Source organism: Ideonella paludis (assembly GCF_018069865.1).
GTDB classification, from domain to species: Bacteria; Pseudomonadota; Gammaproteobacteria; order Burkholderiales; family Burkholderiaceae_C; genus Ideonella; species Ideonella paludis.
Genome location: NZ_JAGQDG010000002.1, coordinates 595,729 through 619,384 on the forward strand (window position 1 = coordinate 595,729; position 23,656 = coordinate 619,384).

19 protein-coding genes are annotated in these 23,656 nt (G+C 61.0%); 4 read left to right on the forward strand and 15 right to left on the reverse strand.

All coding sequences use genetic code 11. The annotated features are described in order from the left end of the window. Positions 1-42 precede the first annotated feature (42 nt). From KAK11_RS07195 to KAK11_RS07245, 11 genes are all read right to left on the reverse strand, one after another. Entirely contained in the window at positions 43-594 is a 552-nt protein-coding gene (locus tag KAK11_RS07195) for a hypothetical protein (protein WP_210807677.1), read from the reverse strand. Further along, a complete protein-coding gene (locus KAK11_RS07200; protein ID WP_210807679.1) occupies positions 584-961 on the reverse strand; it encodes a hypothetical protein in 378 nt (125 codons plus the stop codon). Before KAK11_RS07200 ends, KAK11_RS07195 begins: the two co-directional genes overlap by 11 nt. Before the next feature lie 272 nt (positions 962-1,233). Then, positions 1,234-1,614: a hypothetical protein gene (locus tag KAK11_RS07205; protein ID WP_210807681.1), complete on the reverse strand. Its 381-nt coding sequence runs from the start codon at positions 1,612-1,614 to the stop codon at positions 1,234-1,236. 13 nt (positions 1,615-1,627) lie between these two features. Beyond that, a complete protein-coding gene (locus KAK11_RS07210) occupies positions 1,628-2,008 on the reverse strand; it encodes a hypothetical protein (RefSeq protein ID WP_210807683.1) in 381 nt (126 codons plus the stop codon). After that, the gene (locus KAK11_RS07215) at positions 1,984-2,352 is read right to left on the reverse strand and encodes a hypothetical protein (RefSeq protein WP_210807685.1); all 369 of its coding nucleotides are present in this window, start codon (positions 2,350-2,352) and stop codon (positions 1,984-1,986) included. Before KAK11_RS07215 ends, KAK11_RS07210 begins: the two co-directional genes overlap by 25 nt. A 696-nt stretch (positions 2,353-3,048) precedes the next feature. Continuing rightward, complete coding sequence (locus KAK11_RS07220) at positions 3,049-3,567, reverse strand: hypothetical protein (RefSeq protein WP_210807687.1); 519 nt, start codon at positions 3,565-3,567, stop codon at positions 3,049-3,051. Further along, a complete protein-coding gene (locus KAK11_RS07225; RefSeq protein ID WP_210807689.1) occupies positions 3,564-7,553 on the reverse strand; it encodes an RHS repeat domain-containing protein in 3,990 nt (1,329 codons plus the stop codon). The genes KAK11_RS07220 and KAK11_RS07225 overlap by 4 nt, the downstream gene beginning before the upstream one ends. Positions 7,554-7,761: 208 nt before the next feature. Beyond that, positions 7,762-11,367 (reverse strand): FG-GAP-like repeat-containing protein, encoded by a 3,606-nt coding sequence (locus KAK11_RS07230; RefSeq protein ID WP_210807691.1) that lies wholly within the window; start codon positions 11,365-11,367, stop codon positions 7,762-7,764. A gap of 64 nt (positions 11,368-11,431) precedes the next feature. Further along, entirely contained in the window at positions 11,432-11,788 is a 357-nt protein-coding gene (locus KAK11_RS07235; RefSeq protein ID WP_210807693.1) for a hypothetical protein, read from the reverse strand. Between the two features lie 298 nt (positions 11,789-12,086). Beyond that, positions 12,087-13,565: an indoleacetamide hydrolase gene (gene iaaH, locus KAK11_RS07240; protein ID WP_210807987.1), complete on the reverse strand. Its 1,479-nt coding sequence runs from the start codon at positions 13,563-13,565 to the stop codon at positions 12,087-12,089. A gap of 169 nt (positions 13,566-13,734) precedes the next feature. Then, positions 13,735-14,493 carry a response regulator transcription factor gene (locus tag KAK11_RS07245; protein WP_210807695.1) on the reverse strand — a complete coding sequence of 253 codons (759 nt, stop codon included), beginning with the start codon at positions 14,491-14,493 and terminating at the stop codon, positions 13,735-13,737. A gap of 230 nt (positions 14,494-14,723) precedes the next feature. Between KAK11_RS07245 and KAK11_RS07250 the strand changes: the two genes are divergently transcribed. Both KAK11_RS07250 and KAK11_RS07255 read left to right on the forward strand, forming a co-directional pair. Next, positions 14,724-15,188 carry a MarR family winged helix-turn-helix transcriptional regulator gene (locus KAK11_RS07250; protein ID WP_210807697.1) on the forward strand — a complete coding sequence of 155 codons (465 nt, stop codon included), beginning with the start codon at positions 14,724-14,726 and terminating at the stop codon, positions 15,186-15,188. A 41-nt stretch (positions 15,189-15,229) separates the two neighbouring features. Then, positions 15,230-15,655: an organic hydroperoxide resistance protein gene (locus KAK11_RS07255; RefSeq protein WP_210807699.1), complete on the forward strand. Its 426-nt coding sequence runs from the start codon at positions 15,230-15,232 to the stop codon at positions 15,653-15,655. Positions 15,656-15,704: 49 nt separating this feature from the next. On the opposite strand, the gene KAK11_RS07260 is transcribed toward KAK11_RS07255, so the two are convergent. After that, complete coding sequence (locus tag KAK11_RS07260; protein ID WP_210807701.1) at positions 15,705-16,652, reverse strand: asparaginase; 948 nt, start codon at positions 16,650-16,652, stop codon at positions 15,705-15,707. A 68-nt stretch (positions 16,653-16,720) separates the two neighbouring features. Between KAK11_RS07260 and lexA the strand changes: the two genes are divergently transcribed. After that, entirely contained in the window at positions 16,721-17,398 is a 678-nt protein-coding gene (gene lexA / locus KAK11_RS07265) for a transcriptional repressor LexA (protein WP_210807703.1), read from the forward strand. An 11-nt stretch (positions 17,399-17,409) separates the two neighbouring features. Here the strand turns inward: lexA and KAK11_RS07270 are convergent, their stop codons facing one another. Genes KAK11_RS07270 through KAK11_RS07280 form a run of 3 tightly spaced genes read right to left on the reverse strand, consistent with a single transcriptional unit; the run spans position 17,410 to position 22,809 of the window. Continuing rightward, on the reverse strand, positions 17,410-18,708 hold the full coding sequence (locus tag KAK11_RS07270) for an MFS transporter (protein ID WP_210807705.1): 1,299 nt from the start codon (positions 18,706-18,708) through the stop codon (positions 17,410-17,412). A 25-nt stretch (positions 18,709-18,733) separates the two neighbouring features. Next, positions 18,734-21,043: a protein kinase domain-containing protein gene (locus tag KAK11_RS07275; protein ID WP_210807707.1), complete on the reverse strand. Its 2,310-nt coding sequence runs from the start codon at positions 21,041-21,043 to the stop codon at positions 18,734-18,736. Positions 21,044-21,054: 11 nt separating this feature from the next. Beyond that, positions 21,055-22,809, reverse strand: a complete 1,755-nt coding sequence (locus tag KAK11_RS07280) for a serine/threonine protein kinase (RefSeq protein ID WP_246498517.1) — start codon at positions 22,807-22,809, stop codon at positions 21,055-21,057. A 274-nt stretch (positions 22,810-23,083) separates the two neighbouring features. Between KAK11_RS07280 and trxA the strand changes: the two genes are divergently transcribed. After that, complete coding sequence (gene trxA / locus KAK11_RS07285) at positions 23,084-23,410, forward strand: thioredoxin TrxA (RefSeq protein ID WP_210807709.1); 327 nt, start codon at positions 23,084-23,086, stop codon at positions 23,408-23,410. Positions 23,411-23,656: the final 246 nt, after the last annotated feature.

Below are 23,656 nucleotides of genomic sequence, written 5' to 3' on the forward strand. Positions count from 1 at the left end.
GCCTGCCCCAAACCCATTCTTTTTCTCTCATAGGCTGCATTGTCACCACCCAGAGCCCGTCTCTGCACTTGCGGGCGTTGGGAGTTCCACTACGGTGGCGGTGGGCGGATAGAACAAACGCACCGCGAGGGGCTCTATGGCTTGCACCACATAGCCATCGTCCAGCACCAGGCCCACGCTGAGGGTGACGGGCTTGTCGTCTCGCTGAAGCAGGGTCAGCACCTGGCCTTCAGGGGTGCGCATGCGGCCCAGAAAGCGGTAACTCACAGCAGGTGCGGGTGGGGGCGGCGGTGGCACCTGGGCGCTTGTCTGATTGACCACTGCGGCCTGGGCCACCACTTTGGGTGCAGGTGTCGCCGGAGGCTGCACGGCGGCAAACACATCACGCTGGGCGGCAGATACCGCTAAAGCAGGCCAGTGTGCGGGGAGCGGGGCCATTGCGGTTGGCGCTGCACCCGGATTGAGAGGCCCTGGCGCCCCACGCACTGGGGTGGCCTCCACCACCTGGGCGGTCGGCGCATTAGGGCCCAGCAGCCACACGCCCACGGTCAGGCAAACGCTGCCTGCCAAGGCCCATTTCAAGCTAGGGCGCATGAGTGCCCCCTGCTTGAAGTGGTGGCTGCATCACCGCCATGCTCACCGATAACTCACTCTCCCCCGCACCGGCTTGAGGCGCCGTCCAACGGGCCAAGGTGAGCACGGCATTAGGGTGGGCCTTAAACACCATGCCGAGCACCCGCTTGGTGGCGGGGTAAGAGCCCCTGAAGCGTGCTTGTAGGGCGAGCGAGGCGAGTTGCTGCTTGGGCTGCTCCAGCCCCTGAGCACCGGCAGGAGCCACACTGCCAGTGGGCGCAAAGCTGAGCTGTGCCAACACCACGCCTTGTTCTTGGCAAGCCTGCTGCAGCAGCGCCGTCAGGCCCACTTCCGAAGCCGGTTGCCAGAGCTGAGTGAAGTCTGCCACTGCCGCCGAGGCAGAACTGTGTGCGGGCGGCACTAAGCTCGGCTCACGCGCGGCGTTAACCTGGGAGGCCGTAGCCAATGCGTGGCGCGTGCCCCAGGCATTGGCGATCAAAGCCGCGCATCCAAGCATCAACCCCCCGCTCACTACAGACCACACCAGCCACAAGGCCGCAGGGCGACGAGACAACAGGGCCCAGTGGGCAGAAGGAGGGCGAGATGTGGGCAAAAAGGGCAGTGGCAAAGCTCAACCAGCCATCACAAAAGCCGCGAACTCTACTTGATCTCGGGGCCGAAGTAGAAACCTGTCTCGGGCATGCTTTGCCAGGACCGGTTGGCATCCGTACACGCAAAGGTCTTGGTGCCGTCAAACCAAAGGTTCACACTGGCCTGCGTATTCTTGGCATTGATCATCACAGCAAGCATGGCTTTGCAACTGGAAGCCGTCATGCCGTTCAGAGGGCCTTCCACACTGCAGAACTGCATATATGTCATCTTGCCAGGCCCGCCCACTTGGCTGAGGCTTGCATACACCGGCCCACCAGGATGCAGTGAGACGGAATCCACCTTGTACTCACACACGAATGCAGCGCTATGGCAAACAGTGCTGATCAGCATGGTGGTGACAAAGATGGGCAATGATTTGAGTGAAAACACCTTCGATCTCCAGTTAGGGAGCAAGCTCAATAGTCTGCGCCCAGCAAAAGCCCGATGTATCCTTTGCGTAAGAAACCACAGACAAGTTCTTCTGAATAGCTTTTCCAGTCAGTAGCAAAGCCAGCTTTGCACGGCCCGGAGATGTTGACAAAGGGAAGTAAACTACATCAAATTTACATCCTAAACTTGACACAGGCTGCATGCGGAGATATCCATTTTCAGCTTCTGTGGCAACGGTGACCAGCGCTCGGTTGTAGTCGACTTGGCTTTGAGCATGCAAGACACTTGAACAAAGAATGAAGCCCACCGCGAAGGCAAATTTCACAACAGGAAGTCCAGGAATTTCATCAATTGAAATAGGCCAAAAACTTAATCTAAAGCGATCTGAGTCCACCCCAGTGCGCCAGCGCTTCCCCAAGCAGGAACGGCGGCACAAGTGGGATAGTCATAAAATCGAATCAATACTTTCTTACCTGATGTCTTTGCCGTCAGCAGCGAGGCATACATTGCGCGGCAAACAGCAGGAGCGACCCCATTGCGGCCAACTCCGTCAATATCACAAAGGTAGGTCATGGAAGGGCCACCAGAAAGACTCAGTGTCACCGTGCCTTGTGCATTCAGCTGCAAGCTCAGATTTGTAACAGCTCCTGTGCAATCAACCTGTGATCGTGCCATCTGATGTCCAAACATCAAGGCGACAAGGGCAACACACCGCATGAACTTTTGGCTGACATTCATAAATATCGCTTCGAGACAGGAGATAAAAATATTGCACAAGGAAAGCCATCCAGAGATCTGAAAGTCACTACATCAACATGGAATAACGCCTACGCAGACGTAATTCAGATCATAAGAATTACCCCATTGCTGGCATGTCTTCGCATAAGACACTCTGATGTCACTCTGGGAATGGTACGCCGCCACAATCGCTGCTACCGTCGCTTTGTAGTGCTTTCCTGTACTACTCAGCAGCGCAAATCTCCCAGTGGTGTTACATCCGTCCGCCGAATCAGCGTTCGAGACTCGAATAATGAGAAGCTCCGTTCCGCCGGTATCGGTAACCAAGTACCCCGACACTTTTCCGACCACTTGCTCGGCCGACGCAGTGGAAAAAGCGCCGGCACAAGCCAGTCCCAAAACGATTCTTTTCGCCAAACCAATTAGCTTGCTCATTACATGACTCCTAAAAATACTCTATCTCTGAAAGTTCGTCGTTTACGACCCCGCAAACACTCACATCAACCATTAAACGTAGATAGGGGTTTAAATTGAAGACCTGACCCCGATCTCAAAGACCTGACCACGATTTCGGATTTCGGATTTCGGATTTCGGATTTCGGATTTCGGATTTCGGATTTCGGATTTCGGATTTCGGATTTCGGATTTCGGATTTCGGATTTCGGATTTCGGATTTCGGATTTCGTTGAGTTTAAATTAAAGACCCGACCCCGATTTCCCAAGGAATCTATTCAGAGAAAGATCAATGGCGCAGTTACCAGATCGCTCGAACAACTGATATTTAAATCTGCCATTGCTTATCACAAACTCACGGACATAAGGATTGTCATTTTTAGATGACTTGAATAATTTTGCGAACTTAGCAACTTCTTCGCGCACAAATTTACAATCTGCCGAAAAACTGATCGCAACCGCCTCACCAAAACTTAGATTGTCGCTCAACTCAAAAGCAACCGATACGTCTTTAATTCTTCTCATGGAATTTTTTAGAACCCCAAACTTTGAATGCAGCTCATCTGAGCTCATAGATATTACCCCTCCTATACCAGAGTATTCCAATGGAATGCCAAAAATTTTTCCGTCTTTTATTTGATACCTCTGAGCCAACTTGATTTCATAAAATTGCCCCAGAGCAGGACAGAACGCGCTGCAGTGTGCAGAACCTACGGATGTTTGAACAGTAAGGTAAATCGCAAAGGCAACTTTATACATCATCTCGACACCTTAACTTCCACCTTTTGCCCATAACTAAATTGCCCAATGAATGTTTGGTAGCTTGCCGGTGCTATTGTTAAACATCCCTCCGCTCCTGTTCTAAGCAACCCCATCCCTTTATGTATTAATACATGCGTGGCGAATGATTGCCCACCCTGGTTTGGATTGGGGTCTCTGGTTGGAACCGCTTGACCTCCTTCAATATTGATGGAAAGGCCAAAGTTTGGTGATTTTTTAACTACCCCCTCATATTCACCTGGTTGAACTACGGGGCATCCGTTCGAGCACGCAGCCAGTTGAGAGTCCCAAGAAATACTCCCATCAGCGATCCCGACGAGATTGCCCGCAGCATCCGACGTCAGTACCTTTCTACCGTAGGTATCATCCGACTCCTTTGGACCAAAGAGGACTTCGGCTGGCTTGGTGGTTCCGTCAGAATATCCTGAACGACGTTTCCGTTCCGACGCAGTTCCCCCGCCTTCATGTAATAGCTCATTAAACAGATACGCCGCCGCCGCCGAATACGCCCCATCCCCAAACTTCCCCCCACCCGCCACTGACACAACCCCACCAGTCACCGCGTGAATGGCGGTATTGGTCGCACGCGCCGCAAAATCATCGCCCGAAACGCCCATATTCGCGTAATTGGACATCGCCGCCGATACAGCACCTGCCTTCGCTCCATCTCGACACGCGCCACCTCTCATGGTTGCCTCTAAGCAACCCCAGCCGGCGTGGGCAACCGTGTTCAAGAAGCGGCTGGTCGCAGTGACCTCCATGCTCTTAGCGGTGAGTGCGCTTCTTGACGTTTCCCCGACTCCACCAGGAAAGGCTTCGCCGATTCCTTGGTTCATGGTGGCAGACACATAGGCAAACGCTCCTGTCTTCAGCACGTTTTCAGCGCTATGACCGGCCAGAGCTGACCACGCCATCTGACCGATTGCATTGCAGGCGGGAGCATTGGGCCCACAGTAAACAGAGAGTACCGAAATAACAATGGATCCAATCTGATACCCAATCTTGGTTCGGGCGATCATTCTTAGACGGTAGCCGGCGGACAGATAAGTTCCCAAGCCAGGAACAAAGAAGTCCAGCGCAAACCCGACCACATAAGACCCGAAGAACTTCTTCAGACTGAAATACCCCGTCGGATCCGTACACGTCATCGGGTTATTCAGGCAGTACCCATAACGGTTGTAGTTCTGCAAGTCCGTGGGGTCTTGAATGAACGGGTCGCCCTGCAAGAAGATGCCCAGCGTCGGATCAAAGATCCGGCCGTTCATGTGGATCAGGCCGATGTCGTCCAGGTGCTCGTGGCCCGTAAAGCCGCGGTCGGTGCCTGTATTGCGGTCTGCCACCCAGTCAACAATCAAGGTGCCAAATGCGTCATAACGGCCGTCCGTCATGCGGCGCTTGCCAAAGGGGTCGTAGGCGTAGCGGGCGGTGACGGTGCCCCAAGCATCGGACGTGGCCACCAAGCTGCCTAGATGGTCGCGGTGCCAGTACTCCAGCTTCACGCCGGTGATGCTGGGGAGCTGGGCCGGGAATGGGGCAGCGGCTGTCAGCGTGGGCAGCGCGCCACGGCTGATGAACACGCCTATGGTGGCGCCGCCCGCCGCCAAATAGTGGCGGTTGCTGATCAGGCCGTTGGCCGCAATTTCGCGCTCAAAGCCCAAGCCGCCTTGGTTGTCGGGATGGAAGTACCACGTGGTGCGGGTGCCGGCCGGGCTGGCGTGGGTTTCTTTGAGGCGTGCGTGGTTTTCGTCGTAATGCCAGGTGTATCTTGGTGTGCCGCCCGGGCCCGCTATGCCCGTGCTGCTGTCGGGCAGATTGAAGCTGGTGTAGGACAGGTTGCGATAAGGGCCTGAGCTGGCGGTGATGAGGTTGCCGTTGGCGTCGTAGCCCAGGTCACGCACCACGCCGTTGACGGTGACGGACTTGAGGGCATGCGGTCGAGTTTGGCCATCGCCTTGCGCGCCATAGGTGTAGACGCCCACGTCGCTCTTGAAGAGCAGCATGCCCAGGGCGTTGTATTGCAGGTCGACCTTGCGGGCGGTGCCGGGGATGTTGGTTGCCGCCACGGTGTAGCTGGTCAGGCGGTTCAAACCGTCTTGGTAGATAAAGCTTTCACTCACGGCCCCGCTGGTGCCGTCGCCAATGGCGTCTGCCCTGGCCACCAAGTTACCAATGCTGTCCCAGGTGTATTGCTGGTTCTGTATGGTGGGCGTGGTGGCCGTGCCGGCAAAGCCTTGTTGCGCCAGTACCCTGCCCGTGCTCGCCTCGGGGGCAATGAGGGTGCTGATGTCGTTGTGCAGCTTTTGCTTTTCAACTTTGCCCAGGGCATCAACCTGCAGCGCTGTCCACAGCACTTGGCCGGCCGCAATCGGGCGTTGGGGCGCCACGGTGCCGTTTTTGTCGGGCAGGGGGGTGATGGTCAAGGCGGTGTCCAGCACCAACTTATCCGTAAAACCGAGGGTGGTATAGCTCGGCTTGACTTGAAGTCCGGTCGGGAAACGCTGCCAAGAAACACGCCCTGTATTGGCGTCAAATCCCACCGCAGTGGCAACATCTTGAGCAATACCACCCGCCACGGCCCCACTGACTTTGGTGCGGCTGGACGACGGCCTGCCCAGGCTGTCGTAGGCCATGGTGCGGCTCACCCCATGGGTGGTGCTGGTGCTGCAGAGCTTGCCAACCCCTTTGGTACAGCTGTCGTACACCCAGGTGCTGGTGTACTCTGGTTCAGCCCTCGTGAGCATGCGACCCAGCAGGTCGTAGCTCATGGTGGTGGATTGCCCCGCGGAGATTTGATTGGGGCTTTCCTGTTTAACCAGTTCGCCAAGCGCGTTGTGGGTGTACTTCCAGAAGCCTGTGTCGGGGTCGGTAAGTTCGACTCTGCGGCCCCGGATGTCATACTTTGTGCGGATGACGTTTTGCAGAGCGTCTTTGGTGGCGACGAGGTTGCCAAAGGCGTCGTGCTGGTGGGCCAATTGCGCCCCGGTGGCATCTGTCACCCGGATGACCGCCCCCTCGGGGTTGCGCTCTTCAACGCGGGTGTGGCCTTTGTCGGTGGTTTGCGTCACCTTCAGCGCGGTATGGGCTGCGCGCTGCACACTGGCTTTGCGGGTGCCATGCACGGGGCCAAAGCTCACAGAGGCTTGGCTGCCTTGCGGGTCTGCCATGTAGATGGCCACAGGGCGCCCAAGGTCGTCCACTTCAGTCAAGCTCACCCCGTAGTCAGGGGTGGCTGCAGCGGGCTTGGCTTGCACCAAGCCATTGCTCAGCGTGTTGAGGGTGCTGGTGTTCTTGCCCAGGTAATAGGGCGCAGTCTCCAGCTCTTTGACACCCCATCGGTTGTACTGGGTGTCTTTGACGACGGTGGCACCGCTGTAGCCTGCGGGTTGGCCGGCACCGTCAAAGCCTTGGGTCGCGACACGTATCTCGCGGCCAGCGCGATCAGCATAGACTCGGGTGAAGGGGCCAAGCGTTGTGGTGCCATCTTTGGCAACGGCTTGGGTATGCGTGAAGGACAGTGCTTGGGCCGGAATTTCGGCGGCAGGCACATTGGTCGGGCAGGTGCTTGAATTGCTGGCGTGATCTGCTGCTCGGCCGGCGATGTAGCAATAGCTGACTCGGGTAAACGTGCCGTCAGCCCGAGTCTCTTTGACCTTGCGGCCAAAGTCGTCCAATTCCCATCGGGTGGTGAGCTGGTTGGGGCCTTCTACTGAGACTACTGCGCCAAAGCGCGGGTCAAAAACCTTTTTGTCGCTTTGGTTCAGGGCATTGCTGCTGACCGTGGCAAAGAGGCCCACTGGAGAGGCCGCAATGGAGCCCGATGCAGGTGTGGCATTGAACGCGGAAGATGCCGCACGGGCGGAAAAAACAGGCAGGAATTGGGCATCGTTTTTTGCGCCAACTTCATTCTCAATTCGGCTGCTGATTCGGTTGCCGTAGGCGTCATAGCCGTGGGTGGTTTTGACACCCAAGACAGGGTTTCCAGGCTCCACCGTTTCGGTTTCCAACAAGCCCTGGGCGTTATAGGTGAAGCTGCTCTTTCGGCTGTAGCTGTAGGGGTCTGTCGGCGTGGTTTGGGCCATGGCGGCACCCATGCCCAGCAAAACTGCGCAGGCGGCGGCTGCACGACCACGCAAAGCGGCACGCAGGAAGTGGCTGATGGTCATGGTGGGCTCCCCTTCAGTCCTGCAGCAGCAAGTCGAGAATGGCGCTGAGAACGCCCGGCGGCAGTGAAGGCGGCGGTTGCCAGTCGCCCGGCGGCACCCCTTGGGTCTTGGTGGCATTGGGGCTGTTACCCGCACTCGTGCTGAGACTAGGCATCAGGTTGGGCACGGTCTGCGTGACGGTGGCGGATTTGAGTTGGCCGACGCGGTAGGTGGTGTCGTTGACCACATCGAGGTGGTACTCGTTGGTGGTGGACTTCACGTAGCTGCGAAGCTGGCCCAACAGGGTGGCACTGGTTGTGGCCTTGACCGTAAGTGGGTCACCCGAAGGCAATACCGTGTACTCGGTGAGCGTTTCCGGCAGGACGCTTCCGTCAAGGTCAAAGCCTTGCTGCTTGGAGCGCAACAAGTAAGGCCGATGAATGCGGGCCTTCATGCCGCAGGTTGCTGCGGTGCAGATACAGGGTGCGTCAGGCGTCGTACTGGCTGCATCGCGCATGCTGCTGGGGGCTGTCGCATCGCAATAGACGTTGCTTCCACTCGACAGGAGTTTCCCGCTTGTGCCGAAGAGGGTGTCCAGCCGAGTGCTCGTGCGCTTTGGGGAGCCCATGTAGGGATGGACTTGAAGATACTCTGTGATCGTGGTTAAAGGATTGCCCTTGGCACTGACCCCTTCACGTCGAACTTCCCGAAAGCCTGCCATACCTCGTCCAGAGGAGTCGGCCTTCAAGCCCGCATATGCGTACTTGGTGGTGACCGTCTGCATCTGCCCATTCGCATCCAGAACAGCCGCATCGTTGACCATGTCTGTCACCACCCAAATCGGTGCCTGAATATCCACCAAGGGTGCAGCAGCCTGGAGGGCGGTAAAGCGGTCGGATTTGTACCTGCGATCGGTGTCACGATCGAGTTCTGTCAAGGGCTGATAAGTCAGCGTCGTCGTGAGGCCCGTTCCAGTTTTCACTGAAACCAAAAGGTCTGGCGGCGTGCTGTGAATACGGGTGTAGAGGTTATTGGTGCTAGAAGTATCTGCTGCCGTTGGAGCGCCGCTGGAGAGGCGCAAAATCTCCGTGGTTCCACGCCCGGTGAAGTCGCCGGTGATGAAGTCCATGGTGCCGTTGGAGTGACGGAACCGAGTGGGGGTAATGCCATCATGAATGACAGAGCGCGTGAACTTGCCATCTCCGTCGGAGAGATAGAGCGCACTGTATGGTGCTGCGTCATCCCAACGCAGGATGTCTTCGCGGCCGTCACTGTTCAGGTCGAGAACGGAGATTCCAAAGGTGTTGCCAGCCAGGGCTCTCGGGTCAGCCGTCAATGCGGTTCCAGTCCACTTTTGCAACCTAAAGTCGGCGACCTTCATGACTCGGTTGGTACCGACAGAAGCCTGTAAGACGGTCTTCGCGGAGGTGTCTCCCACTGACAGACAGTCAGCACGACCGTCGCCATTGAAATCGATAGGGACATCGCAAGCGACTTCGGTAAAGCTGGTCTGTTCAAAGTTGCCATCGCCCCGGGAGCGCCAAGCAACTCTGCCCGTTTCATAGTGCTGACCACCCACTTTAATGATATCGGTCAGGCCATCTCCATCGAGGTCCGCGAGGTTCTTGCCAGTGGTGAGAGCGCCCGGATTACCCGGATTGCTATAGAGCAAATATGGCTTGACGTTACTGGCAACTTCGCTGAATTGCCCATTCCCCTTCCCCATAAACACGCGCGTGCAACCCGTTGAGCAATCGGGCAGCTCGGCGGCCGGAGAGGTGGCTGGATAGCGCGCGTGAACGGCGTCTAAGAAACCGTCTTGATTCAGGTCCAAGAAATAAGTGCTGCGCCCTTCGCTGTAGCCAATCACACCCGCGTCTCCGATGCCGTCAATGGCATTCACCGTGAGCTGGTCTACAGGAAGATCGCCCCCCCCCGAGGCTGCGTCCAAAGTCAGGCGAACGGGTGTGAACTGTCCCTTACCGTCATTCTTAAAGTAATGAGCGTAGGCCTGAGTCGCAGTTGGACAGGCTAGCCCGATCTTGTTCTTTGACGTCGCAGTTCGGACGATATCAACCAAACCGTCCCCGTCAAAGTCACTGACGAATGAAGTGAAACAGCCATCATCTCGAAAGAGTTGATGCGGCAAATTGAACTGACCTGGAGAGGTCCCATTGGGTATTTGGGTGAAGGAGCCATCTCCTTTGCTCAACCACAATTGGTTAAGCGCGGGGGTGTTGTGCCACCGCAAGATATCGGTTCGACCATCTCCGTTGAAATCACCGAGCAAGATTCCGAGGTTTCGAACACCCGGCTTGGGCATCAACTCCATCTTGGAGAGATTGAACTTGCTGTTAAGGGTAATGGACTCATTGCCTGACTCGGGCGCTGAGTAGGTGAAGCTTGGGCCTGGCAAGCAGGCCGTGCTGGAGACATCGCCGGCACACTCCGTCAACTTGCTGACGCGAGAACGCCCTGACACAGGTGCAATCTCGTATAGCACTTTGGTAGTGCGAACGGCCTTGCCATCAGGCCCTAACTTGCCTGGTGCAGTGATGGCTGCGTAGGCTGTGATGCTTGCCAAACGCCTGAGGCTGACCATTTTGGCCTCAAGGTGATAACTCTCTTGAGCGTCTTGTGGTGGAGGTGGGAGCTGTGTGCTTTGGATAGTCCCAACTCCCAAAGCAGCCACCCTCGGCGTCGCGCCATACACCTTAGGCAGCGTCTTGTAAGGGATGCAGTTGTATCCTTGACAAGGCGGGGGCGTATCAACCGGCGGACTGGCGGGGCTTGCCCGGTCTGAGTATGCAAGAACCACCTTGGCGTGATGCGGTGACGCAGTATTGACGTTGGCACCGTACTGAATCTCAACGAGATTCCACTCCATACCCGGCTTTGGATAAGACGAAGTGCTGCCAGAGCCCCAGGCCGCTTCTCGCCGCTCGTAGAAGAAGTCCATGTAATTGCTGGCCGTGTCCTCCACTCGACTCAAGGCCCAGGCCACCGGGATGCCCTCAGTGTTGGCAATGCGGCCGTTGCTATTGGCAGCCATGGCCGGATGAGTGCCAAAGTAGTAAACCTGCCCTGCTTTGGTCCAAACCTTGAAATAGGCTGGCCCCTTGCTCGCATCTGCCGGATCGGCCAAGCCAAAGGACCGGATACGCGAGAAGGAGTCTCGCTCGGTACGGAACTCGAGGTAGCCTGACGCCATACCTTTTGCGTCATCTGTAGGTATGGCAGGCGACACGTACGGCACGCCGGCGCTATCGACACGAATCAAGGGCTGACCATCCATGCACAGGCGGTCGCCACTATTGTTCATGACGTTACGGGGCAAGCCGTCAATGGCCCTGTTTTGCGGACACCGCGTGATGGCAGAGTACCCTTGCAATGACCAACCCGCCCCCACCGGTCCATTGCCACCACCACCTGAATACTGCAACGACAGCTGAGGCGCCATCCCTCCGCGGCCCGGTGCTACAGCAAGTGAATGGCTGTATGTCACTGTGCCGCTTTCAGACACCGCAAGCTGCGCCGAAGCGGGGTTGGCCAAGCATGAAATCAACGCAAAAAAGCTCCACGTCGTTGCCAAAGAAAGGGCCTGAGAAACCAGGTGAGGGCTTGAACGGTGTGTCTGCATGGCAGTGCTCATGTGATGCAAGTCAGCCTCGAATGTTCAGAGGCCAAGAGGGCTGAATGGAAAATTACTTTCCGAGAGTTGCGTAGACGACGATGCAACCCACAGAGCCATCTGCAATGCGAAGCCCAATAGTGCGGCCGCTCGCTTGGGCCGCCAATAGCATAGCCATGAGGCCCTTTGAACCCGGCTTGTCACCAGGCAAAGTCAGATGACTGCCTGATACCGGGGTGCAGTTGAGTTTTGAAACATCTCCGGCGATCTTGACGTAGGTAAGACCACCGGCCTCAACATGACTGTAGATCTCCTCCACCGTGCCCACACAGTGCGTGGGGTAGCACTGCTGCGCAAAGCTGAAAGAAGAAAAAAGCCCCAACGCGACGCTGGCACATGCACGCCCAACCAATCGGACACTGCGTTCCATTGGGTTCTCCTCACGACTGTTTATGTAGTAAAGCCGCAGGCAGAAGTCACAACTTTTGCCGGGCGTTATCGGAATTGTGTATTGACGGAATCTGCTTGTCTACAGACTGAGCTAAGGGTTTATCGCATCCACAGATTTAGGGATGCACGGCCCACCATTTGGGGGAGTGACTTGTCCTGATTTGCTGCTCTCTCAGCTGTTGCGACGGGCATTCAAGGGGTCACTCGACCACAGCAGTCGGTGTGGTCGGTGTTTTCAGCAGCAATGCGAACTTATGAACGGGTTGGTCACGAACTGATCAAAGCTTAGGCGCAGGCACCCGGCCAAGCGCCGCCTCCAACGCCAACCCCAAGCTCAGCAGCCGCTGATCTGAGCCCACCGGGCCGTCCAGCTCCATGCCCACCGGCAAGCCTGCAGCATTCAAGCCTGCGGGCACGGACAGCCCTGGCAGGCCCGCGTTGGAGCCGGGGTCGGTGTTGCGGATGTAGGTGCCAAAGGTGTCCACCGGCGGGCCACCGTTGACGCTGACGGTGCCGGAGCCCTTCTCCAAATCCATGGGTGTGGCGGCCAGCAAGGTGGTGGGGAACAGCAGGGCCTCGACCTTGTTCTGCGCGAAGGCATCGGCATAGAGCTTTTGCAAGAGGGGGCGGTGGATGTTGATGGCGTCGGGGTAGGCCGGGCCAAAGACATCGGCTTGAATCGCCGCAAAGGCGCCCTGCACATCGGGGCTGGCAATGGCAGCGGCGATGCTGGCCATGCTCTGGCTTGTCAGGCCGCTGGCCGCCAAGTAGGCGGGGATGTCGGCGAGTGGCTCATGCAGGGCCACCTGAAAGGAGATCAGGTCGTTGGTGGCGAAGAGGCCAGGGATGTCCATCTCCACCAGCACCGCGCCGGCCGCGGTCAGCTTGGCCTTGGCTGCTTGGGCCACGCTGGCCACCGAGGTATCCAAGCCGGCCCACAAGGCGGCCGGCAAGCCTAAGCGCACGCCCTGCAAGGATGTGATGCGTGCTTGCGGGGTCTGGGTGATCACCGAGTCCAGCAAGGCGACGTCGGCCACCGTGCGCCCCAGGGGGCCGACCGTGTCGCGGGTGTGACTGATGGGCATGACGGCGTTGGTGTCGGTGTAACGGCGCTGGGTGCCCCCATTGCCGACGGAGGGGCGCAGGCCCACCACGCCACACAGCGCGGCAGGCACGCGGGTGGAGCCTCCGGTGTCCGTGCCCAAGCCGCAAGACACGATGCCGGCCGCAATCGCCGCCGCCGTGCCGCCTGAGGAGCCGCCAGGGATGCGGGCTTTGTCATAGGGGTTCTTCACCGGCTTGGCAAAGCTCAGATTGGTGCTGGTGATGCCAAAGGCCAGCTCATGCAGATTGGCCTTGGCCAGCACGATGGCGCCTGCGTCGGTCAGCCGCTTGAGTGAAGGCGCGGTGGTGCTGGGCCGCGCGCCTTGCAGGGCGGGCGTGCCCGAGGTGGTGGGCATGTCCGCCGTGTTGATGTTGTCTTTGACCACGATGAACAGCCCAGCCAGAGGCTTCAGCGGCTTGCCTGCTTGGCGGTCCAGGTCAATCTGCCGTGCGGCCGCCAAGGCTGCAGCTTCGTTCAGAAAGATCAGACTGTTGAGGTCGGCCTGCTGCTTGGCGCGGGCAATCAAGGCCGTGGCGCAGGCTTCGGCACTGAGCGTGCCGCGCTGCACCGCCTCCAGCACGTCGGACGAGGACGCAGTCAGTGGGTCGGGTGGGTCATCAGAGCCGCCACAGGCGCTGAGGCCGGTGACCATCAATCCGCTGAGGCCACTGAGGCCGACCAAGCTGCTGGCATGCAAAAAACGGCGACGAGAAGGGTCGGACGTGGGCGTGTGTTTAGGCGTAGACATGAGGGTCCTTGGGTTGAAGGCCAACCGCACTCAAGCGGCAAGGCTTCATCCTAGGAAGACCCTTCGCGCCGCACTATCCTCGAGGCTCAGGACACTGAGACAGCGCGTGGGCCAGGCCCGCCCGGTTGTGCACACCGAGCTTGCGGAACGAGCGCTCTAAGTGAGTTCTGACGGTGGTGATGCTGACCCCCAAGGCGCGGGCGATTTCTTTGTCGGCCAAGCCTTGGGCCACCATGCGCGCGGCCTGCCACTCGCGGGGGCTGAGCGGTGCAGCCAGCACCGAGGAAGCGACCGGCACAGCCACCGCGCCTTGGCCTTGCCGCGCGCGGGCCAAGGCCGCCACGTAGGCGGGGCCGATGAGGTCCAGCAGTTGCAAGTCATCGGCGCTGAAGTTCTCGCGGCGCTTGTCGCGCCAGATGCGCATATCGCCAATGTTGTGGCCGCCCTGCCAGGCATAGAGATTGACGCCCCAATGCAGGCCATCTCGCGCCAAGAAGTCATTGAAAAACTCGGTGCGCATCAGGGCCGGCTGGGCCATCACATCGGTGGACCGAATGGCCACGCGGTAGCGTTGCATCACCGGCGTGATGGGGTCGTGATACTGGTAATGCGCGAGGTAGCGATCCAGGTTGCCGGGGTCCATATTGATGACCACCGGCCGCTCAAAGGCTTGGCTGCCCGGCTGCCAAACAAAGCTGGCATAGAACTGCGCTTGCAGCAGGTCCAAGACCCAGCTGCCAATCTGCTCCCGCAGGGCCATTTCCTCATGCGGCTCGGCCAAGGCTTGCATGATGTGGCTGAGCAAACTCAGCTGTCGCGTGTTCAAGAACATGGCCAAACTCCCATCCAGTCAGGGCTTCACGACGCTTGTCATGACAGCAGCAAACGGCCTGATGACCCTCGCATCGGATTGTGCAGCCCCCTCTCTCAGCGGACAGCCAGCGTCCTGACAAATCAGGACAGGACATTCCCGGACGCGGTTGGCCCACGATGCCCTTGTCGATCGCAAGGTCAATTATTTAGGTTGCACGCAATTTAATCGCTCACATCACAATTCAGCCCATGCCCCGCCGCCCCCCCTCTCCCCCCGCCTCTTGGCTGGCTCTGGACCATCAGTTGTGCTTTGCGCTGTACTCGTCCTCGCTGGCCATGACCAAACTCTACAAGCCACTGCTGGAGCCGCTGGGGCTGACCTATCCGCAGTACTTGGTGATGCTGGTGTTGTGGGAGCAAGACGGGGTCACCGTGTCGCAGTTGGGCGAGCGCCTGTTTCTGGACAGCGGCACGCTCACACCCTTGCTCAAGCGCCTGCAAGCCGCTGGGTTGATTGAGCGCCAGCGCGACGCCGCCGATGAACGTCGGGTCTTGGTGCACCTGACCCGCACAGGCCAGACGCTGCGGCAGCACGCAGAGCGCATCCCTCACGACATCGGCTGCGCCGTAGCGTGCGAGCTGGATGAGATTTCCCGGCTGACGCAGGAGTTGAAGGCCCTGCGTCAACGCCTCGCTGCGGTGACCACCGCTTGATAAAGACCCTTCACCCTTCCCTCACCCTACAAGGACACACCATGGCACTCGACAAAGTTCTCTACACCGCCCACGCCACCTCCACCGGTGGCCGCACCGGCACGGCCAAGTCAGACGACGGCGCGCTGCAAGTCAACCTCTCGACTCCGCGTGAACTGGGTGGCGCTGGCGGTGCTGGCACCAACCCTGAGCAGTTGTTTGCCGCCGGCTACTCGGCCTGCTTCATCGGCGCCATGAAGGCCGTGGCCGCTGGCCAGAAGATCAAGCTGCCGGACGATGTGTCCATCAGCGCCAGCGTGGGCATCGGCCCCATCACCGGCGGCTTCGGCATCCAGGTGGCCATGACCATCACCGTGCCCGGCATGGAGCGTGCTGCCACGGAGGCCCTGGTGGCTGCTGCGCACCAGGTCTGCCCTTACTCGAATGCCACTCGCGGCAATATCGACGTGACCCTGACGGTCGCCTAAGCGCGTCTCAAGATAGCCAGAACCGCTGCGCTCGCTTTTGTGCGCCGCTCTAGGTTGAGGCCTTCGCAAGGAGTTGCAACAGCAACTCCACCCGCGCCTTGGCTGGCGTCAGCCCACCTGCTGAGGGCAATGCCCCGGTGGGTGCGCCCACCACGCCACCCGCCACGCAGCGCGAGGCGCGCAGCACACGCAGGCCGGCACTTTGCGCTTTGTGCAGCGCGGCTTCCAAGCCGTGATGCACGGTGCCATTGCCCGTGCCCTCCACCACCAAGCCTTGCAGGCCTGCGGCCACCGCCGCCTCCACCGCCCAAGGCTCTGCTCCCGCATGGCTGCAGACCAGGCCCACGCGGGGCCATTGGGCAACATCTTGGGCGATGGCCGCCAAGCCCAGCGCCTGTGCTTGGGGCCAAGGCCTGAGCGCGATCAACTGCCCTTCTTCCACCCGCGCCACAGGCCCTGCATCTCCGGCAGAAAACGCGTCGATGCGGTAGCCATGCACTTTGCGCACGTCTTCAGCCGCCAAGACCTGGCCTTGGGCCACGCACAACACACCCTGAGCCACAGCGCTTTGTGCCACGGTCACGGCGTCCAGCAGGTTTTGCGGGCCGTCGGGCTGCAGTGAGCTGGCCGGCCGCATGGCGCAGGTCAGCACCACGGGCTTTTGCGGCGCCAAGGCCCGGTGCAAGAACCAGGCGGTTTCTTCCAGGGTGTCGGTGCCATGGGTGATGACCACGCCCGCCACGTCAGGCCGGGCCAGGTGCGCCGCCACCCGCTGGGCCAAGGCCTGCCACACCGCATGGCTCATGTCTTTGCTGTCGAGTTGGGCGACTTGCTCGGCCTCCAGCGGCACGTGGCCCAAAGCGGGCACGGCGGCGATGAGGTGCCCCACGCTGAGCTGGCCGGCGGTGTAGCCCACGTTGTCGCCCGCCTGGGCCGAGGTGCCGGCAATGGTGCCGCCGGTGCCCAGCAGGACGATCTTTTCAGCTTTGTTTTGCATTTCGATGAAGTCTGGATAAAAATACAGATACTGGATACAACCTCAGCCCTTGAGTGGGCCTGCCCATCATGACCGACAGCCCCAAACTCACCGCGCGCCAACAACAGGTGCTGGATTTGGTGACACGCACCATGGAGCTGACGGGCGCCCCACCCACCCGGGCTGAGATCGCCGCTGAGCTGGGCTTTAAGTCGCCCAACGCCGCTGAAGAGCATTTACAGGCCTTGGCCCGCAAAGGCGCCATCGAGCTGCTGGGCGGCACCTCGCGCGGCATCCGTTTGCAGGGCCGCACTTTACGCGCGATGAACGAGGCCCGCAGCCAACAAATGATGCTGCCCCTCCCCAGCCTCGCCCAACTCACCCTGCCCTTGGTGGGCCGGGTGGCGGCAGGCCAGCCCATCTTGGCCCAAGAGCACATTGAGCAGAACTATGTGCTGGAGGCCAGCCTCTTCCGCACCAAGCCCGATTACCTGCTCAAGGTCAAAGGCTTGAGTATGCGCGATGTGGGCATCATGGACGGCGACCTGCTGGCTGTGCAGCGTGCCGCCGACGCCCGTAACGGCCAAATTGTGGTGGCGCGTTTGGGCGACGAAGTCACCGTCAAGCGCCTGCACCGCAGCCGCAGCCAGATTGAGCTGCTGCCCGAGAACCCCGACTTCGCGCCCATCATCGTCACGCCCGAGCGTGAAGACTTCTTCATTGAAGGCATTGCGGTGGGCTTGGTGCGGCAGAACATGGTGTTCTGAACAAGCCGTTATCAAGCAGTTTTGGGGCTGTAGAGCTGGTCGCGCCGCGCCAGCTCCGGAAACAGCCGGGTCCAGCCCGCGACCACCAACAAAGTGCCCACGCCGCCCACCACCACGGCGCCCACCGGCCCCCACCAAGCGGCGGTCACGCCCGACTCAAACTCGCCAAGCTGATTGCTGGCTCCGATGAACACCGAGTTGACAGCCGCCACGCGGCCGCGCATCTCGTCGGGCGTTTCCAGTTGCACCAGCGACTGACGCAACACCACGCTGACCATGTCGGAAGCGCCCGACACGGCCAGCGCCACCAGGGCCACGCCGAAGTGAGTGGACAGGCCAAACACAATGGTCGAGACGCCAAACACCGCCACCGCGCCCAAGAGCCAAGCCCCCGCTTTGCGCTCAATCGGCCGTCGCGCCAGCCACAGGCCCACGACCAGCGCACCGCAAGCCGGTGCGGCCCGCAGCACGCCCAAGCCCTCGGGACCCGTGTGCAGGATGTCCTTGGCAAAAATGGGCAGCAGGGCCACCGCCCCGCCCAAAAGCACGGCAAACAAGTCGAGTGAGATGGCCCCCAGCAAAACCGGGCGCTGCCAGATGAAGCGCACGCCGGCGGTCAGCGTCTCGAAGCTGGCCGCGCGCTGCTCGGCCGCTTTTGAGCGGGTGCGAATCGCCGCCACCCCGAGCACCGCCAAACCCAGCAGCAACAAGCTGGTGCCATACACCGAGGCCGGGCCGCTGCCACTGCGTGGCACAGAGGGCCACACCAGGGCCAAGAGCTGCGGGCCCCACGCGTAGAGCGCACCGCCCAGCGCGGGGCCGGCCACGATGGCGGCTTGCATGGCGGTGCTGCTGAGGGCCACCGCGCGTGGCAGCAAGGCAGGCGGCACCAAGGACGGCGTCAGGGCGGACAGGCTGGGCATTTGCAGGGCACGCGCCATGCCCAGCATCACCGAGGTGGCCAGCACCACATCGCGGTCTATCCACAAACCCCAACTGCCCCACAGCAGCAGCGTGGCCACGGCGGCTTGGATCAGCAAGCTGATGGCCAAGAGGCCGCGCCGGTCATAGCGATCCGCCAGGTGGCCAGCCGGCAGCGTCAGCGCCAGGGCCGGCACAAACTGGTAGAGGCCCACGAGGCCCAAATCCCAAGCGCTGCCGGTGAGGTCATACATCTGCCAGCCCAAGGCCACCATCAGCATCTGATTGGCCGTGGTGCCACTGATGCGGGCCAGCATCAGCCGTAGATAGTCTGGGAAATCGCGCAGGCGCAGCGGCGCTGCGGCGTCAGGGGTACTCGCCTCACTCATGACCCGAGGTTAACGGATGGCGCTGTCAGGCCGCTGTCTTGAAGGCCATCAGGGCTTGGTTGCGCAGCGTGCGCACCAGGCCCAGTTCGCGGTCGCTGAGCGTCAAGGCTTCCTCGCCGTCATAGGCCACATAGATCAAGGCAAAGGGCACGCCCTGGCGCATCAAGGGCAGCAGCAAAAAACTGCGCGGCGTGTGCTCGCGCAGCCAGGCCGGCAATCGCGGCGCCAAGGTCGAGGCCTGGGCGTCGCTGATCAAGGTGTCTTTGCCCTTGATGCAAACAGCGGCCAGCAGGTCAGCGGCCAAGCCGCTGCGCAACTCAACGCGGCATTGAGCCCGCAGCGTGTCGACGTCCTCCCCCACTGCCAAACGGCCCAGCAAACTGCCGGTGGCGGGGTCCCTCAGCGCCAGCACCACGGTGCGAGCGTCCAACGCCTGCTGCAAACCCTGCAGGACCATCAGCAGCACGTCGTTGAGCCTGAAGCTGTCGGCGGCCAAAGCGTCGGTCACCTGCTCGATGCTGTGCTCCAACTGCTGCTGGGCCAACTCTGGGTCATGCGGCGCCGGGCGCTTTGGGGAAGCCAAGCCGCTCAGACGCCTGTCCAGCGGCCCTTGGCCCAGGGGCAAATGCAGGCTGGCGGCCAGTGACACCAACTGCGCCCGGGCCACTTGAACGGCTGCTTGGATTTGATCGGCCGACAAACCCAGCGCCCGAGCATAGGTGTGCGCCAGACGTGCGATCTCACTGGCAGCGGCTTCGGGCTCCTGGCTCAAAAGGGTGTCGACCATGTCATGCGCCAAGCGTGTGCGCCAGCGCAGGCGCTCAGGCGTGGTCTGCAAAGCCCTTTTGGGCACATCGCCTTGGGGCAGGCTCATGGCCTCCAGCAAGCTAGGTGGCAATTGCCAAGCCTCAGCCACGCCGTGGGCCAACTCGTGCAGGCTCAGGCCCAGCACCGAGCGGGCAGCGTGGTCCGAGGCTGCTGATGCGGGCTGGCCTGAGGCCTGCACGCGCGCGTCAATCTGCCTCGCTTCTTCGGGCAGGTAGTACTGCACCAGCAATCGGCCCAAGTGGCTGAGCAGGCCGGCCAGAAAGGACTCCTCTCGTTCGGGGCCAATGGGGGTCAACTCATCACACAGCGCGGCGGTCAGCAAAGCCCGCAAGAACAGGCTGCGCATGCGCTCGGCCTGGGCCTTGTCCTGCATGTGCTCGAGCAACATCACCGACAAAGCCATGTTGCGGATGGCGGCAAAGCCCACCAAGGCGGCCGCGCGGGCGACCGAGGTCACTTCCGCTGCGTTGGAGCGACGGAACTGCACAGTGTTGACCAAGCGCAGCAGCTTATGGGTCAGCGCCACGTCCTTCATGATCTCGTCGGAGAGGGCGCCCAAGCTGCCGGCATCCGAGCCCACGATGCGCTGGATGCGCATGACTGAGTCGCTCAGCGCCGGGAAGTCACCGTGCAAGCGCATGCGGCGCAGCAAGAAGTGGAGCGTGCTGTGCTGGGCGTCTTGCACCGGAGCCGGGTCAGGCTCCATCCAGCGCGTCAAGGCGGACGCCAACGCAGCAGCGTCCGCGAAGCGCACGCTGGGGTCTCGGGCCACCGCCCGCAGCACCAAGGAGCGCAGGCCGTCATCGACGGCTTGCCCCGCAGCACTGTGCGCTGCGCTCGGCCACTGAATGTCATCGTGGATGGCGCTTTGAATGGCACGCCAGGGGTCGCGCTCTTGGCGCAAGGGCTGGCCGCAGAGCAAGTGGCCCAAGACCATCCCCGCAGAGTACACGTCCATGGCCGGTGTAGGCGCCAAGCCCTGCGCGGCCTCGGGCGAGATGGTGGAGGGGGTGCCGACGATGCTGCCATCGTGGTCCTGCGCCATGCGTCCGGCAATGCCGAAGTCCATCACGCGGGGGCGGCCGTCCTCACCCAACAGCACGTTGGAGAGCTTCAGGTCGCGGTGAACAATGCCGTGCCGGTGGGCAAAGGCCAGCGCCTCCAGCACCGGCAGCATCAAAGCCACGGCCTCTCGAGGCGCCAGCGCACCGTGGTCTCTGAGATGCTCCGTCAAGCTGCGGCCCTTGACGCGCTCGAGCACGACGAAGGGCTGAGCGCCATCCCGGCCCACATCGTGCACCGCCACGATGCCGGGGTGGTTGAGCCGCGCCATCAAGCGGGCCTCCCGCAGCCACGCGTCGACCTCTGAGGCCGGCAGATCGCTGCGAAAAAGTTTGAGCGCAACTTCGCGCTGCAGGTTGGGGTCAAACGCACACCACACCACCGCCTGCGCGCCCTGCCCCAAAGGCTCTAACAGCCTGAAGCGGCCAACCTGTTGTGTGGGCATGGTGGCCTGCATCAGGCGGAGGCCATGCCCCGCTCCGCCGAGGTACTCCCTGCAGGCGCTGAATCGGCCTGGATCGCGTCTTGAATGTCCTTGGGCGTGATGTGAAGCGCCCGGCCATAGCGGCTGGCCACGGCGCTCAGCGCTTGGCCGACCCGTTTAGGCGGCAGGGCCAGTGCATCCATCAGCTCGTTGGCGCAGCTCGCGGTGGCACGCAGGAGGTCGTTGTCACCTTCGAGCATCTTCAGCCCCGTGTTGGTGGGCAAGCGGCGAATCATGGTCAGCACCGCTTCGTCAAAGCCCCACTGCCGCACCACTGCCACGCCCAAAGACTCCAGGTCGGTGCCCAGCACGGCAAAGGAGGCGGCCTCCGCAGTCATCCCTTGCTCTGCAGAGGTGCCTGCTGCGGACTCTGAGGGATGCATCAGACGGCGGATCTGCAGGGACTCCTCCGGGAAGTGGTACTGCACCATCATGCGACCCAAGTTCTGCAAGGTGGTGATCAGCGCGATGACCTCGGCGTCGTAGCCCGCGGGAGCCAGTCGGGTGGCGATGCGGGCGGCGCGCTTCACGCGCTGAATCAGCCGCTCCATTTCCTCAGCGGCCTTTTCGTTCATGGGGCCGGGCCAAGCCCGCAGGCTCAGGGCAGCACGGCGCACCCCTTCCAAACCGACCATCGAGATGGCACGGCGCAACATCAGCACCGGGCCGTCCCCCGAAACTTGACCACCCCGCAGTTGCGCCGTGTTGACCACCCGCAGCAGCTCGTAGGTCAAGGCCAAGTCTTCCAAGACGATGGCGGCCAGCTCGTTGGTGCGGCCCTTTTCCAGCAGGATCAGGTGAGCCACCCGGTCCGCCCCGCCCGGCATGGCGGGCAAGACCCCGACGCTGCGCAAGCGGTCCATCAGAATGGCCAGCGGACCGCCGTTCTGGTCAGACAGCGTGCTGAGCCAGCCTTCCAAGGCGCGCTGCAGCGAGCGTGCGGTGAGATAGCGCTGCTTTTCTTGGCGATCGGTCGCGCGGTTGACGATGGCGCGCAAGGGGTCGGGCACGGGCCTGGGCAAGGCCCACGGCAAACGCACAAACTCTGAACCACGCGGCGCCATGCGCCCCATCACCAGGCTGACATCGGCCTCTTCCAGCGCCGGCTGCCCGGCTAAGGCATGGTGCAAGATCAAGCCCAGGGCCAACACATCGTCCTCGGCGGCATGTCGAGACGCCCGCAGCGACTCCAAGCCGACCGAGCCATCGGCCGTCTGCGCCCGCGAGGCCACTTCCAAGCCCATGATGCAGACGTTTTGGTCGTCGTCTATCAGCAAATGAAAGGGCTGAAGGTCTTGGTGGCTGATGCCTGCCTCATGCGCAAACGCCAGCCCGCGGCCAACTTGCGCCGTCCAGGTGGCGACCTCGCCGGGCGGCAGGCCTTTGGTGGAGATTTTTTCGGCCCAAGTCACCCACTGGCCGCGCTCATAAACCGCATAGGGCCAATGGTCGTGCTCGCCCACTTCCAGCGGCTGCGCCAACTGAGGGTGGTTGAGCCGGGCGCCGCGACGAACCGCCTCTAGCCAGGCCGCCAAAGCGCCACCGGCTGGCTTATCACGTGGGATATCCAGCATGCATTCAAGCTGGCTGCGGGTATCCATGCACAACCAGACCATGGTCTTGGCGCTTTTGCCCAGCAGCCTCAGCAATTGGAACCGCCCAAACATGCGCACGGCCTTGCCGGACGAAGCAGCATTGGGAGGTGGCGGAGCGGACGTGGCGTTCATGACGAGAAAAGGGGGATTGCCACGGCATTGAACCCTTTGCTTCAGCTTTGTAGCGGCCGGAGTAGCCAGGGAATCCGTGATCTTTTCCCCGCCTTGGCGGCCATGCCAGAAACCGGAGCACGCGCCCCAGCGGGCCTGCGGGGGGCGTCGGCAACAAAGGGCGCACCTTTGTGTCAGAATCAACGCGACCCGGTTGGGGTGCGCCGCAAGGCCTGTCATTCGACGAGCAGCGCCACCCTCCATTACGCCGCGGACTCCCCCACAGGAATTTCCCATGAGCGATTTGATCAAGCACGTTTCCGACGCTTCATTCGAAGCCGATGTCCTGCAATCCGACAAGCTAGTGCTGGTCGATTACTGGGCCGAGTGGTGCGGGCCTTGCAAGGCCATTGCCCCCGTTCTGGAAGAGTTGGCCAAGGAATATGGCGCAAGCGTTCAGATCACCAAAATGAACGTCGATGAGAACCGCGCCATCCCGGCCAAGTTCGGCATCCGTGGCATTCCTACCCTGATGCTGTTCAAGAACGGCCAGTTTGCTGACACCTTGGTGGGCAACCATCCGAAGGCCAAGATCAAGGCCTTCGTCGACGCTCAACTATAATCACGCCTGTGCTGAGCTTGGTGGGGCGCCCTGCGCCACACCCATCTCGGTCACACCGCAGGCTCCAGGGCTGCCGGGGTTCGAGCGTCAAGCGCTCGCACCTTCATGCACATTCTTGCTGTGCAGCCCACAGATCCCCCCGACAAGATTTTTCCGCACCGCACCCGAGTGGATTGCACCACCCGGACTGCCCAGGCTCAGGATCATCTGAGCCCGCTCTACAGGCCATGCGCCTGCGGCAGCGAC